Source organism: Chitinibacter sp. ZOR0017 (assembly GCF_000799095.1).
In the GTDB taxonomy this organism is placed as follows: domain Bacteria; phylum Pseudomonadota; class Gammaproteobacteria; order Burkholderiales; family Chitinibacteraceae; genus Chitinibacter; species Chitinibacter tainanensis.
The window spans coordinates 32,610-45,758 of sequence record NZ_JTLG01000045.1; the positions used below are offsets into that span (position 1 = coordinate 32,610).

General features: G+C 58.1%; 15 protein-coding genes. 8 read left to right on the forward strand and 7 right to left on the reverse strand.

Features of this window, described 5'->3' with window-relative positions:
- Positions 1-232: 232 nt before the first annotated feature.
- Entirely contained in the window at positions 233-1,264 is a 1,032-nt protein-coding gene (locus tag L991_RS14555; RefSeq protein WP_047396787.1) for a patatin-like phospholipase family protein, read from the forward strand.
- Here L991_RS14555 and L991_RS14560 read toward each other — a convergent pair.
- The 3 genes from L991_RS14560 to L991_RS14570 all read right to left on the reverse strand — a co-directional run bounded on the left by L991_RS14560 (position 1,248) and on the right by L991_RS14570 (position 4,189).
- On the reverse strand, positions 1,248-2,453 hold the full coding sequence (locus L991_RS14560; protein WP_081986704.1) for an MFS transporter: 1,206 nt from the start codon (positions 2,451-2,453) through the stop codon (positions 1,248-1,250). The two genes, L991_RS14555 and L991_RS14560, sit on opposite strands and share 17 nt — an antisense overlap.
- A gap of 98 nt (positions 2,454-2,551) precedes the next feature.
- The gene (locus L991_RS14565; RefSeq protein WP_047396789.1) at positions 2,552-3,841 is read right to left on the reverse strand and encodes a hemolysin family protein; all 1,290 of its coding nucleotides are present in this window, start codon (positions 3,839-3,841) and stop codon (positions 2,552-2,554) included.
- Between the two features lie 63 nt (positions 3,842-3,904).
- The gene (locus tag L991_RS14570; RefSeq protein ID WP_047396790.1) at positions 3,905-4,189 is read right to left on the reverse strand and encodes a hypothetical protein; all 285 of its coding nucleotides are present in this window, start codon (positions 4,187-4,189) and stop codon (positions 3,905-3,907) included.
- Positions 4,190-4,375: 186 nt separating this feature from the next.
- On the opposite strand from L991_RS14570, the gene L991_RS14575 reads away from it, so the two are divergent.
- From L991_RS14575 to L991_RS14590, 4 genes are all read left to right on the forward strand, one after another.
- Entirely contained in the window at positions 4,376-4,753 is a 378-nt protein-coding gene (locus L991_RS14575; protein ID WP_028450428.1) for a hypothetical protein, read from the forward strand.
- A 247-nt stretch (positions 4,754-5,000) separates the two neighbouring features.
- Positions 5,001-6,371 carry a peptide MFS transporter gene (locus L991_RS14580; protein ID WP_047396791.1) on the forward strand — a complete coding sequence of 457 codons (1,371 nt, stop codon included), beginning with the start codon at positions 5,001-5,003 and terminating at the stop codon, positions 6,369-6,371.
- A gap of 80 nt (positions 6,372-6,451) precedes the next feature.
- The gene (locus tag L991_RS14585; RefSeq protein ID WP_047396792.1) at positions 6,452-6,688 is read left to right on the forward strand and encodes a hypothetical protein; all 237 of its coding nucleotides are present in this window, start codon (positions 6,452-6,454) and stop codon (positions 6,686-6,688) included.
- Positions 6,689-6,780: 92 nt separating this feature from the next.
- The gene (locus L991_RS14590) at positions 6,781-7,758 is read left to right on the forward strand and encodes a sulfite exporter TauE/SafE family protein (protein ID WP_047396793.1); all 978 of its coding nucleotides are present in this window, start codon (positions 6,781-6,783) and stop codon (positions 7,756-7,758) included.
- On the opposite strand, the gene L991_RS18075 is transcribed toward L991_RS14590, so the two are convergent.
- Together L991_RS18075 and L991_RS14595 are read right to left on the reverse strand one after the other, a co-directional pair.
- Positions 7,733-7,927 carry a cysteine-rich CWC family protein gene (locus tag L991_RS18075; protein ID WP_081986705.1) on the reverse strand — a complete coding sequence of 65 codons (195 nt, stop codon included), beginning with the start codon at positions 7,925-7,927 and terminating at the stop codon, positions 7,733-7,735. The genes L991_RS14590 and L991_RS18075 overlap by 26 nt on opposite strands.
- The gene (locus L991_RS14595) at positions 7,924-8,529 is read right to left on the reverse strand and encodes a purine phosphorylase (protein WP_047396794.1); all 606 of its coding nucleotides are present in this window, start codon (positions 8,527-8,529) and stop codon (positions 7,924-7,926) included. The genes L991_RS18075 and L991_RS14595 overlap by 4 nt, the downstream gene beginning before the upstream one ends.
- Before the next feature lie 163 nt (positions 8,530-8,692).
- On the opposite strand from L991_RS14595, the gene L991_RS14600 reads away from it, so the two are divergent.
- The gene (locus L991_RS14600; protein WP_028450433.1) at positions 8,693-9,196 is read left to right on the forward strand and encodes a hypothetical protein; all 504 of its coding nucleotides are present in this window, start codon (positions 8,693-8,695) and stop codon (positions 9,194-9,196) included.
- A gap of 79 nt (positions 9,197-9,275) precedes the next feature.
- On the opposite strand, the gene L991_RS14605 is transcribed toward L991_RS14600, so the two are convergent.
- Together L991_RS14605 and rlmF are read right to left on the reverse strand one after the other, a co-directional pair.
- Entirely contained in the window at positions 9,276-9,566 is a 291-nt protein-coding gene (locus tag L991_RS14605) for a hypothetical protein (protein WP_028450434.1), read from the reverse strand.
- Positions 9,567-9,659: 93 nt separating this feature from the next.
- On the reverse strand, positions 9,660-10,616 hold the full coding sequence (gene rlmF, locus L991_RS14610) for a 23S rRNA (adenine(1618)-N(6))-methyltransferase RlmF (RefSeq protein WP_081986706.1): 957 nt from the start codon (positions 10,614-10,616) through the stop codon (positions 9,660-9,662).
- A gap of 158 nt (positions 10,617-10,774) precedes the next feature.
- Between rlmF and L991_RS14615 the strand changes: the two genes are divergently transcribed.
- Both L991_RS14615 and L991_RS14620 read left to right on the forward strand, forming a co-directional pair.
- On the forward strand, positions 10,775-12,070 hold the full coding sequence (locus L991_RS14615) for a tryptophan--tRNA ligase (protein WP_047396795.1): 1,296 nt from the start codon (positions 10,775-10,777) through the stop codon (positions 12,068-12,070).
- A gap of 141 nt (positions 12,071-12,211) precedes the next feature.
- Complete coding sequence (locus L991_RS14620; RefSeq protein WP_052190927.1) at positions 12,212-12,943, forward strand: ABC transporter substrate-binding protein; 732 nt, start codon at positions 12,212-12,214, stop codon at positions 12,941-12,943.
- The last annotated feature ends 206 nt before the right edge of the window (positions 12,944-13,149 follow it).

A 13,149-nucleotide genomic window follows, 5' to 3' on the forward strand; every position in this document is an offset into this window, starting at 1 on the left:
TGCCCCTTCGGCGATGGGGGCAAGGGGAATTAAAACCCTCGATCCATCGGCACGGCACGAATCAACACGGGTGGATTTCATCCACCAAAAATCAATGGGTATCCAGCCATAAGCCATATAGGCAAAAGCGCAGCAGCCTATACCCAAGCCCAATAGCACTACTTCACACGGATTTCATTTGTGCATCGCAGCACATAGGCTTACAGTCAGCTTTTTGCTCGCGGAGAACATCATGTCAGCCCCCCATGCCAAACGTGCCCTGATCATCAGCGGCGGTGCGCCCAATGCCACGCTGGTGGCAGGGGCACTGGAAGCCTTTTATGAGCTGGGGCTGCAATTTGACGTGATTTCGATGGCCGGCGCGGGCGCGCTATTGGGCCTGATGTACACGGCGCCGAAAAACGGCGACCCGGTCAGCACCCTGCGCGGGCTACAGGAAATGGGCATTGCCGACTGGCTATACCGTGCGTTTCCGGTCAATTTCAAAGTCTTTAACAAACCCGGCCCAATGGCGGCGTGGTATCGCTCGCTCTTGAGCAGCAACCCATTCGTGCAAGCCGCCCAGCATTGGCCGGCCAGCGATCCGCTGAGCCAGCTAGCCAAAGACAGCGCCAACCTCATGCTCGCCAGTGCCTGCCCCAGCGATCTCACGCCCAATTCGCTGGGCCTGTGCGCCCATGTGCCCTTCGCCGAGCAGCTGATCGATTTTAGCCAGCTGGCTAAGAGCCCCACCGCCCTGTGGATCAATGCCTACAACCTGAGCCAGCGGCGGATGGAAAACTGGTCGCAGATGGAAATCGACCCACCGCGCCTGCAGGCGGCGCTGTCCTTTCCGCTGATTTATCCGCCGACCCAGCTGGGGGATGATTTTTACATCGAGGGCGCGGCAATTGATTGCCTGAATTTCAAAGCGCTGATCGAGCACTACCCGGGTGGCATTGATGAGATTGTGATTTTTGATTTACTCGGCGCCGAGCAGCTATTGCGCCAGCCGCGCGATTTGTACGATGCGTGGGTGATGTCGATTATCACCCCGCTGGTGGAAATCGCCCGTGATGATGTGAAGCTGTTTGAAGCACTACACAACCCGCACGGGCAGATTCGCCTGCATAAGGTGCCGCTGCTGGAAGCGATTGCGCCGCAAGACTTACCGGATGTGTTTGACTGGTCGCGCAGCAACCTCAGCCGCCTGTATCAAACGGGCTATGCCACCGCCAAGCACTATGCGCAGGCGCAGCTTAGCCACGCTATGACACCGCTTTAATCCGCGCCGCGATCCAGATGCCCACCAGCCCGGCCAGACAGCTCAGCAGCCCCACCCAGCCGTAGTGGGCCAGATAGCCATTGGGCTGCTGGGTAATAATCAGCCCGGCCAGTAGCGAAGCGCAGCCCGAAGCGAAATTTTGCACGGCCGAATTAAACGCCATCAGCCGGCCGCGTAAATGCGGCCGGGTGGCGCCGGTAACCAGCGCCGTGGCCGGGATAAAGCGCCCGCTGACAAACACAAAAAACAGCAGGCTAATTGCCAGATGCCAGCCCAGTGGCGCATGGAAAGATTGCGTCACCAGCACAATCGGCAAAAAGCTCAGCACAATTAACGCGGCCACCACATGCCGCTTGGGGTAGCGATCACTCAGGCGACCAATCAGCGGGCGGCTGAAAATCGTGCCCGCGCCGCCCACCAGATACACAAACATCAGCTCGCTTTGCGCGATACCGCTATTGGCAATCATCGTGGGCGCGATAAAGGGGATCACCAGAAAGCCGGACACCATCAGCATCGCGGTGAGCCCCACGGCCCACCAGTGATTGGTATCGGCCAACAGCTCACGGTAGTTATCCAGCCAGTTGGCATTCGGGTCGAGCCGGGCCAGATGACCGCGCACCGGCGGCACCCACACCAGCGCCGCCAGCAACACCACCACACAAATCCCCGCCAGCGCATAAAACGGCAAACGCCAACCGGCGTGCGCCGCCAGCCACAGGCCCAGCGGCACGCCAGCAACGGCCGAAAGTGAAAAGCCCAGCATCACCCAGCTCATGGCCTGCCCGCGCCGCTCGGGCGGAATCACATCGCCCACAATGGCCATACAGATCGAGCCGAGCACCCCACCAAAAATCCCGGCCAGCACTCGCGCCAACAAGAGCCAGTGAAAGTCAGTTGCCAAACCGCAGGCCAGCGTGGCCACAATCAGCCCGGCATAGCAACCCAGCAAGCTATGGCGACGATCGAACCGATCGGCCTGCGACGAGGCCAGCAACGACGAGGCCCCCGCGGCCAGCGAATAGGCCGAAACCAGCAAACCAAACTGCGCGGTACTGATTTTCAGCTCGGCCATCAGGTAGGACGCCAGCGGCATCATGATCATGAAGTCGGCAATGCAGGTAAACATCACCAGCATCAGCACCAGCAAGAGGCCCAGCTCTTGGCGCGCATTCATCGGTCTTGGCATCGCGTACTCCTGATGAGGTTGGCAGGGTATCTTAACAGAAGCCAATCAGATTAAAGATTACAAGGGCATACTACTTGGATGTATCAGGGGCTAGCTCATCAAGACTGCCGCGGATCCAGGCGAGTGACCAAGAGCTGGTCAATGCGGTGCTGATCGATATCGACCACCTCGAATTTAAACCCGGCATGCTCAACCGCATCGGTGCGCTTGGGCACTTTGCGCAGCATATACATCATAAAACCGGCGATGGTTTCGTATTGCTCGTCATCAGGAAAATCGATCATCAACACCCGTTCCAGATCGCCAATCGCGGTCACCCCATCCACTAGCCAAGAGTGCTGATCACGCTGCACGATCAGCTCTTCATCCAGCGCCACGCGCTGATCGCCCATGATGGCGCCGGTGACATCATTGAGGGTAATCAGCCCCACCACCAGTGCATATTCATTGATGATGACGGCAAAGTCTTCTTTGGCGGCGCGCAGCTGGGTCAGGATTTCGGCCAGCGACAGTGCCTCGGGCAGCACCAGCACATTGCGCAGCAAACCATCGCCGCGCAGGGTAATGGGCTGGCCTTCCAGGAGGCGCTGCAAGATATCGCGCGAATCGACATAGCCCAGAATCTGGTCAATCTGCCCCAGACACACCGGGTATTTATCATGCGGATAACTCAAGAGTTTGCGCTTGATGGTTTCTTCGCTGTCCTGGCGGTCAAACCAGATAATGCTGTCGCGCACGGTCATGGTCGATGGCGCGGTGCGCTCTTCCAGTTCGAACACGTTTTCGATCAGCTGCTGCTCTTGCGCCGCCACCCGGCCGGTTTTGGCGCCTGCCGCCGCCATGGCCAGAATATCATCGGCGGTAATGTCATTGCCGCGCGCGGCCGGTAAACCCAGCAAACCCATCACCCGGTTGGCTAAGCCATCAAAAATGATAATCAGCGGCCGCAAGAGCCAGACACACCATAAAATGGGCCGTACCACCCGCACCGCCATTTGCTCGGAAATCACCATGCCGATGCGTTTGGGCAGCAAATCGGCCAGCAGTACAAAGCCGGCGGTGACCAGCAAAAAGGCCCCCAGCGAGCCGAAGGTTTGCGCCTGCTCTGCGGGTAAAAACTGCCCGAACCAGCGGGTGAAGGTGGCCGAATACACGCTCTCACCCAAGACACCGGCCAAAATCGCGACGGCGTTCACGCCGATCTGTACCGCGGTAAAAAAGTGCCCGGGTTGGGCCAAGAGCTCAAGCACTTGCGCGGCGCGTGGGTCGCCCTCATCGCGCATTTGCTCCAGTTTGACTTTACGACTGGCGGCCAGTGAAATTTCGGCCACCGAAAAAAACGCGCTGCAGCTAATCAGCAGCAAAATAATCAGGGTGCTTCCCAGCATGAGTCAGACTCAGTAATGACGATGCTTTCAGCATACCGCAGCGATGATGGCTTTTCTGTGTAATTAGTCCAGCGGCACCAAGGTCAATGGGGGCTTGACGCTAGCCTGCGCCAGCGGGCGCAGCTGCAATAGCATCCGCTCATAGCAGGCGCGCAGCGGGCTATCGGGCGCCAGCCGCGCCATCAGCCGGCATAATTGGGCCACAAATTCCTCGCGGCTCAGCTCGCGCACATCTACCGCGCGCTCATCCCCCCACGGATCGCGCGCAGGGCGCACGGGGGCCACAGTTTGCGGGCCTTGCAACGGTTCATCATCACCCGCCAGTAATTTATCGAGCCAGGTACGCATGGGTTCATTTCCAGTTTTTTCTGTTTATACCCAAGATGTTAACCAAGCTCGCCGCCCACGACTGTCAACAATTGTCATCGCCCAGCGCAAGAAAAAGCCGCCCCTGGGGTAGTCAGCTGGCGGGTGGCCTGCTACACCAAAAGAGAGGCAGCCCTCAGAGCTTGCCCTTTCTGCCAGGAGAACATCATGACCCAGCCGCATGGCCGTATTACCATTTCTTCCCGTATCGATTTTGTCCGGCTGGCCTCGGAACAAATCAGCGATACCATCTTGGTGCTGCTGTACGACGTCACCGACGAACGGACCAGCAAAGGGCGCAGCACCTTGGTGACCTATCTGAAAGACATCGGCATGAACACCGTAGCCGAAGCGATTGAAGCGCATAAATCGATTGTGATGTTTGAGCTGGCCGCCGAGGCGGTGAATGTATGGCAACAGATCAATGACCACACCAATGCCATTGGCGCACATATCTTCTGGCGCGGCCTGCAAGACGACGCCGTGCATCATGCGCTGCTGCAAGCACGGCCAAAGGAAATCAGCCCATTGGTGCATGCCCATTAATACCCCCGCCGGGTATTAACCCTACAGGGCGTACTGACAATCCCCAGCTGACAATACCCTTGTAAGGTAGCAAGATGCAGCATTCTCAACAGGGTGAGCGATCACCCTGTTGTCATTTTTGCCGCTGATGAACGTGTCATTGTTACTTCACCAGCTGTACATCCACCCCGTACGCTATTACACAAGGTTGCAATAGCGATCGTTCTTTTCATCCACGCGCCGGCGCTGGCCGGAAAGCAGGTTAACCATGCTGAAAGCACACCCCCGCGGGCTTTATCTTTTGTTTGCCACCGAAATGTGGGAGCGTTTTTCCTACTATGGCAATCGTGCCCTGTTAACGCTCTTTATGCTGTCGGCCCTCTCGTTCGACAAACACTTCACCGCCGCCCTGTATGGCCAATACACCGGGCTGGTTTTTCTCACCCCACTGATCGGTGGCTATATCGCCGACCGTTTCTGGGGAAACCGCCGCTCGATTATGGTGGGGGGGATTTTAATGGCCGCCGGCCAGTTTTCGCTGTTTGCTGCCGGTAGCGTTTACCAGCAGCTCAATCTCGCCATCCCGCTGTTTTACCTGGGCTTGGGGCTGATTATTCTGGGCAATGGCCTCTTTAAACCCAATATTTCCACCATGGTCGGCCAGCTGTATAGCGCGCAAGATCAGCGCAAAGACGCGGCCTACACCATTTTTTATATGGGGATTAATCTGGGCTCGTTTATGGCACCGCTGATTTGCGGCACGCTGGGCGACACGGGCAATCCGGCGGATTTCCGCTGGGGCTTTTTCGCCGCCGGCACCGGGATGCTGCTGAGCCTGCTGATCTTTGGTCTGCTGCAAAATCGCTATCTGCGCGACCCGGAAGGCCACGCAATTGGGATGGCGCCAGCCCAACGCAGCCAAACACAAACCGCCAATCATCAAGAGCCACTCACCCGCGCCGACTACGACCGGATGCTGGTGATCGGGGTTATTTCCTTCTTTGTGATCTTTTTCTGGGCCGCATTTGAGCAGGCTGGGGTATCACTGACTTTCTTTGCCAATGAAAGCCTGGACCGCGAGATTATGGGCTGGACCGTTCCCACCTCATGGTTCCAATCGCTGAACCCGGTGTTTGTCCTGCTGTTTGCGCCTTTGCTGGCGCAGCTGTGGGTGAAGCTAGCCAAACACGATCGCGAGCCGGCCTCGCCGACCAAAATGGCCTATGGTCTGTTGCTGCTGGCTGCGGGTTTTCTGGTGATTGCGCAAGCGGTTGATCAGGTCGGGCCGGGGGTTAAAATTTCACTGTTTTGGTTGGTTGCGATGTACTGGCTGCATTCGATGGGTGAGCTGTGCCTGTCACCGATTGGCCTGTCTTTGGTCAATAAACTTGCCCCAGCCAAATTTGCCTCGCTGCTGATGGGAGTGTGGTTTCTCTCCACCGCCGCCGCGAACTGGTTTGCCGGTGTACTGGCTGGGTTCTATCCAGAAGCCGGCAAAGCCGCACCGAGCTTTTTGGGTTGGGAAATTCACTCGCTGAATGATTTCTTTATGCTGTTTGTGATTATGTCGTTCACCGCCGGGGCGCTGCTGCTGCTGACCACCGGCCAGCTGCAAAAACGCATGCACGGTGTAAACTAAGCCACGCCAGCGGTAATCTTCCCGGCAGGGGCGGGTACTATGTCACGGCATAGCCTCCGCCCCTGCGGCATTATCGGGGTATGCGCGCCGCTCTATTGACCCTCCTTCTGCTCACTCTGCCTGCCGTTGCGCAGGCCAGCTGTAAAGCCTTGCACGGGCGAGATTTCCGCCTGAGCAACGGCATCCTCTTAAGCCATTTGCATGGTGATTTGTTTCGCGCCCCAGGTTTAAGCGCCGATACCTATAACGTCCAAATCAAGTCGCGCAAATATGTGCTGATGCGGGTGAGCTACGAACAGTTCAAGTGCTTTGACTAATCATCTTTCGGTTATATCGACATAACCAATCCGTCTAATTCCATCTAAAGACTCTGGCTATACTGCGCAGCATTGCTTTGCGAGCCCTAGCCATGAAAATCCGCCACCCCGATCTACGCGATACCGCCGAAAACCGCGAACACGCCGCACTCGGCCTACCGCCGCTGGATACCGCCATCGAAGTAGAGCGCCGCTTCTGGCAGCGTAAGCGCTACCTTGGTCTGGCTTTACTGATTCTCGTGAGCCTGATCGGCTACACCCTGCAGCACGCCGAATTAGGCTGGCAAACCAGCTTTGCCAGCGGTGCCGAGCGGGTACTGACCTCGCCCATGTTCTGGGCGGCGGTAGGAGTTGGCTTTGCCGCCCAGGCCATCGATGGCGCGCTGGGCATGGCTTATGGGATTAGCTCCAATACATTTTTGATCGGCATTGGTGCCACGCCTGCCTCGGCCTCGGCGGCCGTGCATGTGGCCGAAGTCTTCACCACCGGATTTTCCGGGCTGTCGCACCTTAAATTTGGCAATATCGATCGGGCGCTGTTTAAGCGGCTGGTCATCCCCGGCGTACTGGGCGGCATATTTGGCGCCTACCTGCTCACCAGTATTGATGGCAAAGCCATCAAGCCTTTTATTGCGGCTTATTTGCTGCTGATGGGGCTGTATATCCTGCGCAAAGCATGGCTAGCGGCCAAGCCGAAAGCCAGCTCCGGCGAAATCCGTCATGTGAGCAAACTGGCGCTGCTAGGCGGCTTTGTTGATGCGGTTGGGGGTGGCGGCTGGGGGCCGGTTGTAACCAGCACCCTGGTGGGCCGTGGCAATGATCCGCGCCGCACCATCGGCACCGTAAATGCCGCCGAGTTTTTCATTGCCTTTAGCACGGCTGGCGCATTTTTGCTGTGGGCCGAGATGGATCACTGGCTGCTGGTGGCCGGCCTGATCGTGGGTGGCCTGTTTGCCGCGCCATTTGCCGCTTGGCTATGCCACAAGCTGCCTGCCCGCAGTCTGCTCTGGCTGGTGGGTACGCTGATTTCTGCGCTAAGCGTGTTTAATCTGTATCAGGCGCTGCGCTAAGCGGCACGGGCGAGCGGGTGGCCAGCTCGGCCGCCAAACAGGCGGGGCACCAACAGCGTGCCGCTGCGCTGGGCACCGCCAGCACCGGTGGATATTGCTGGCACCAGCATGGCTGCCCCGCCACGGCCCCACAGCTAAACTCCGCCCCGCAGCGGCTACACTCGCTCACTGGCTGGCCTCAGCCAGTAAATCATCCACTAGCTGAGTGACTGCGCCGGTCAAAGCCTGGATCGAGCCAGCAAAATCCCAGGCCTCGTCACTGATCGCGACGGGATTGGATACCGCCCGCAGCTCAAAAAACCGCACCTGCTCTGCCAAGCAAACCTGAAAAAATGCCGCGCCTTCCATGTTTTCTAAATCAACCCCGCTCGTGTTCACAAACGGCGCCATCGCGGCATTGAGGGAATTACTGTGCGCCAAAGGCCAGCGCGGCTGCGGCGGCTGATGCGGCGACACCCAGCGAGACATACGGGTGAAATCCATTTCCAAGGGCAGATCGGCCAACTGCACAAAGCCTTGCGGGGTAAAAAAGCCCAAGTCGGCCTCACATTCACTCTGCACCAGCGCCACTTCGCCCAGATGCAGGGCCGAGCCCGGGTACACCCCGGCAATCCCCGCCAAAATCAGGCAATCGGGCTGTGCGCGCATAATCGCCCGCAGCGTATTGGCCGCTGCCGCACTATGGCCCACCCCGCATATCGCGACGTCCACCCGAGAATCGGCAAAAAATTGCGCCTCGGTGGCAGTGGGAAACAAAACCGTGATTTTCATGCTGAGCACACCTTGGCAAGGCTATTGCGAGAGCTGCATTTTAACGAGCCGGCTTGCTGCGCAGCAAACGCAACAAGCGTGCGACATTCATCAGAAAAAAGTAATTATTAAGAAATCTTTAACGTAAGATAAGCAGTACTAAGCAATAACCCTAGGTGTGCGTATGGATCGGAAAGCCGCGTTGCAGGATTTTTTTGAAGCATTTGGGCTGGCCTACTCGGCCTTGAATGTGGAGGCCACCTGCGCCACCTTTGTGATGCCATTTACCACCAATGTGCAAGGCGATATCACCCACTGGAGCGAATTCGAGCCGCTGCGACAAACCACCGAAGCGCTGTTCATGTGGTACTACCAGCAAGGCTTTCGCAGTGCACGCTACAAGGTACTAGAGCAAGTGATGGTGGGCAGCGATCATGCTACCGTGCAATTGCGCTGGTATGTGGCGCGTGAAGATCGTCATTACTGGGTACACGAAACCGGCTACCAGCTGCGCTGGGTGAATGAGGGCTGGAAAATCTGCGGCATTATGCAAATCACCAGCCCCGAGCGCAGCGACCTACTGCTGGATGAACAAACCGCCGAAGCCTGGAGCCCACTCGCGCTCGCCGATGAAGCCATTGGCGGCCATCTGCCCATCCCTGGACGCGAAATCAATCAACTGCAATAGCGCGGCCTTGGCGTAAAAAAACGCAGCGATACCCGCCAAGGTATTGCTGCGTAACGCGCATTGGGTAAGGGCTACCGCCTTATACGCTATCGCTAGTGCCTAGCGCAGTTAGAATCGTCTCGGGCGATTCATGCTCGATCAGCACTTCGCGCAAACGATTAAAAGCGCGGGCGGCTTCTTCCGGATATTTGCCAAACGAGGTCAGGTTGCTGTGCTTCCAGCCGGCGGCATGCAAGACCTGATTGCGAAACTTTGGCCCATCCATCCGTCCCTCGGCCATCTGTAGCAGCGCCCGCTCGATCAGCACATGGGGAAAGGGGTCGCGCGAAATGGTGCTGAAATGTTGTGGCAGAACTTCATTGAATTGCATACGGCACCTTCGTGGATTCAGTGAACTGGTTTATCCATCTAAGGCGATATGGCGCACTTTTGCCAGCCGATTTGCAAATAAATCATCCGAATCTTACATTTTGTCCTGCGGCCAACGCCAAGCCAGCAAACGGCTGACTTTTTGCCCCTGACTCATTGGCAACACCCTGACTTCGGCCGCGCCATGCAGCGCGCGCTGCAGGGCCGGTAAATGCTCGCTTTTTGCCACCAGCGTGGTAAACCAGCCCACTTGGCGGGCAAATTGCCGGCTCTCTTCGATCATCCGGCCAATAAAAGCCAGCTCGCCCCCGGCGCACCACAGCTCATTACTCTGGCCGGCAAAATTCAGCGGCGCGGCGCCCGCCGTAGCCTGCCCCAAATTGCGCACTTTGCGCGCCGTCCCGGCATTGGCTTCGGCGGCATTGCGGTGAAACGGCGGGTTGCAGAGGGTAAAGGCAAAATACTCGCCCGGTTCAATCACGCCCCGAAAGATCTGCTTGGGCTCACGTTGCCAGCGGGTGGCTAAACCATCCGCCAGCACCGGATTCGCGGCAAAGATGCGCGCCGCATTACTGAGCGCCGCGCGATCGATATCTGCGCCGACAAACGACCAGCCATAGCTCACGCGCCCTAAGAGGGGATAAATGGCATTGGCCCCTGCGCCGACATCCAGCACCCGCACCGTTGGGCCGCGTTGCGGCTTGCCAGCAGAATCCAGCAATAGATCAGCCAGGGTATGGATGTAGTCAGCGCGACCAGGAATGGGTGGGCACAGATACCCCGAGGGGATATCCCATTCGCCAACCCCGTAATACAGCGCCAGCAAGGCGCGGTTGAGGGTCTTTACAGCATTCGGGTCGGCAAAATCTATGGTCGGCTCCCCGCGCGGATTGGTGCGTACCAGCGCGGCGAGCTCGGGTAGGCAGGCGGTGAGCGCGGCAAAGTCATAGCGCCCTTGATGCGGATTACGCGGATGCAACTGCCCTTTGGGTGCAGAGCGGGTAGGCAGTGGAGCCCGCGAACGGGGCTTGGGGGTAGTGGAGCGAGACATGAATACCAACCGGAAAAACCCGTTACGGGCACAGCTGCCGCCAGCCTAGCAGAAAAACCACGCCCGCCGGCCAATTCTTGCGCCAAAACACACACACGCTGCAGCGGTGCTGCTAGACTTGCCGGCTTGAATTGATTGTCTTGCAGGAAACTCACATCATGCGCAGCACCCGTGTTTTAACCGGCATTACCACCACCGGCACCCCGCATCTGGGCAACTATGTGGGCGCGATTCGCCCGGCCATTGAGGCCAGCCGCAATCCCAACACCGATGGTTTCTTTTTCCTTGCCGATTACCACGCCCTTATCAAATGTGACGATCCTGCCCGCATCGAACGCTCGCGCCTCGAAATCGCCGCTACCTGGCTAGCCGCCGGGCTGGATACCGAGCGCGTTACGTTCTATCGCCAATCGGATATCCCGGAAGTCAGCGAGCTCAATTGGCTGCTGACCTGTGTTACCGCCAAAGGCCAGATGAACCGGGCCCACGCCTACAAAGCCAGCACCGATGCCAACGAAGCCGCTGGCGAAGATCTGGATCATGGCGTGACAATGGGGCTCTTTTGCTACCCGATCCTGATGGCGGCCGATATTCTGCTGTTTAATCCGCACTTGGTACCAGTAGGGCGCGATCAGATTCAGCACATCGAAATGGCCCGCGATGTGGCCGCGCGCTTTAATCATCTCTTTGGCGCCGGCAAAGAGCTGTTTGTGCTGCCCGAAGCGCACATCGAAGAACACGTGGCCACCCTGCCGGGGCTGGATGGCCGCAAGATGAGCAAGTCGTACGACAACACCATTCCACTGTTTGAAGGCGGGCCGAAAGGGCTGAAAGACGCCGTTGCCCGCATTGTTACCAACAGCCTGCTGCCGGGCGAGCCGAAAGACCCAGATTGCCATCTGGTCACCATTTACGAAGCGTTTGCCAGCGCCGAGCAGGCCAAACAGTTCCGCGCCGATCTGGTTGCGGGCCTGGGCTGGGGCGACGCCAAGAAGCAACTGGTGGAGCTGATCGAAGCCCACGTGGGCCCAATGCGCGAGCGCTATGCCGAGCTGATGGCCCACCCAGAACGCATCGAAGAATTGCTGCAAGCCGGTGCAGCCAAAGCCCGTGCCACCGCCACCCCTTTCATCCAAGAGCTACGCGAAGCCGTCGGCTTGCGCCGCATGGTGGCCATTGCCCAGCCGGCCGCCAAAGCCGCCAAAACCAAAGTGGCCTTGCCGCTGTTTAAGCAATACCGGCTGGCTGATGGGCTGTTCTACTTCAATTTCAGCGATGCCAATGGCCGTTTGCTGCTGGAAAGCCAAGGCTTTGCGCAGGGCAAAGAAGCCGGCCAATGGATTGGCCAGCTCAAACGCGAGGCCAGCATTCCCGCCGACGCACCGCTGCGGCTGGCCGACGGCGTCAGTGCCGCCGAGGTGGTTGCCGCACTCCAAGCGCTGCAGGCGGAATAAACAGTCACCGGGTATCTACCCCAAAGCCTTAATTAGAAAGGCACGCGGCCAGATACCCACCCCTTAGCGCCGCACACTGAAAACCCGTACAGCAAAACGCACCGAGCGGGTCTAGATTGTCGGCAGGTACCGGAGGGGAATATGCTGAGTCGTAGCTGGCTACTGATTTGCTACTTCAGCGGTTTGGCGGCCAGCCACGCCGCTGAGCCACTGCGGGTGGCGATGGGGATCAGCAAAATGCCCTATGTGTCGATGGAAGCGCAAAACGGCATCGAATACGAGCTGATTACCCGCCCTCTGCTGGCCGCCGGCTATACGCTGGATGTGCAGCACATGCCCAATAAACGCGCCCAAACCCTGCTCGAGCGCGGCGAGCTTGATGCCGTGATCAGCCTGAGCGGTAACTATCTTTCCCAGCCCTATATTCGCTACCAGAACATGGCCATTAGTCGCTGCGCCAATCAGGTCAAGCTACCTGACATAGCCGCGCTAAGCCGCTATCAGGTGGGGGCGTTTCACGGGGCGAGCCGTTTTCTGGGGCCGGAGCTGGCTCAAGTCGCAGAAAACCGTCTGCGCTATCAGGAATTGGCCGATCAGAAACTACTAAACCGGATGCTGGCGATTGGCCATCTGGATGTCGTGATTAGCGATATCAACATCTTCCGGCATTTTGAAGCGGGCGTGCAGCCCACAGGGCCGATTTGCCCAGTAGCGCTGTTTGCCCCCACCGACTACCGGCTGGCCTTTCGCCAGGCGCCAGTGCGAGATGCATTTGATCGGGAGCTGGCCAAGCTACGCCGGCAAGGCCTGTATGAAGAACTGAACTGGCGCTATTTGCGCAGCAAAGATGCCGCGCCATTCAAACCCCAATAACCGGGGTATGGCGCATCAGCGCTAGATAGATAACGCACCCCGGACAATACCTAATGGGGTATTTGGCTTAGACCACCAAAATTGCAGCACAGAAACGGAAAAAGCCCAGCACTAGGCTGGGCTTTTCGGATCTTGGTGCCGACGGCAGGAATCGAACTCGCGACCCCCTGATTACAAGTCAGGTGCTCTACCAACTGAGCTACATC

Coding starts and splice junctions, on each gene's coding strand:
- L991_RS14555 (WP_047396787.1), top strand. CDS start 233: ATGTCAGCCCCCCATGCCAAACGTGCCCTGATCATCAGCGGCGGTGCG.
- L991_RS14560 (WP_081986704.1), bottom strand. CDS start 2,453: ATGCCAAGACCGATGAATGCGCGCCAAGAGCTGGGCCTCTTGCTGGTG.
- L991_RS14565 (WP_047396789.1), bottom strand. CDS start 3,841: ATGCTGGGAAGCACCCTGATTATTTTGCTGCTGATTAGCTGCAGCGCG.
- L991_RS14570 (WP_047396790.1), bottom strand. CDS start 4,189: ATGCGTACCTGGCTCGATAAATTACTGGCGGGTGATGATGAACCGTTG.
- L991_RS14575 (WP_028450428.1), top strand. CDS start 4,376: ATGACCCAGCCGCATGGCCGTATTACCATTTCTTCCCGTATCGATTTT.
- L991_RS14580 (WP_047396791.1), top strand. CDS start 5,001: ATGCTGAAAGCACACCCCCGCGGGCTTTATCTTTTGTTTGCCACCGAA.
- L991_RS14585 (WP_047396792.1), top strand. CDS start 6,452: ATGCGCGCCGCTCTATTGACCCTCCTTCTGCTCACTCTGCCTGCCGTT.
- L991_RS14590 (WP_047396793.1), top strand. CDS start 6,781: ATGAAAATCCGCCACCCCGATCTACGCGATACCGCCGAAAACCGCGAA.
- L991_RS14595 (WP_047396794.1), bottom strand. CDS start 8,529: ATGAAAATCACGGTTTTGTTTCCCACTGCCACCGAGGCGCAATTTTTT.
- L991_RS14600 (WP_028450433.1), top strand. CDS start 8,693: ATGGATCGGAAAGCCGCGTTGCAGGATTTTTTTGAAGCATTTGGGCTG.
- L991_RS14605 (WP_028450434.1), bottom strand. CDS start 9,566: ATGCAATTCAATGAAGTTCTGCCACAACATTTCAGCACCATTTCGCGC.
- rlmF (WP_081986706.1), bottom strand. CDS start 10,616: ATGTCTCGCTCCACTACCCCCAAGCCCCGTTCGCGGGCTCCACTGCCT.
- L991_RS14615 (WP_047396795.1), top strand. CDS start 10,775: ATGCGCAGCACCCGTGTTTTAACCGGCATTACCACCACCGGCACCCCG.
- L991_RS14620 (WP_052190927.1), top strand. CDS start 12,212: ATGCTGAGTCGTAGCTGGCTACTGATTTGCTACTTCAGCGGTTTGGCG.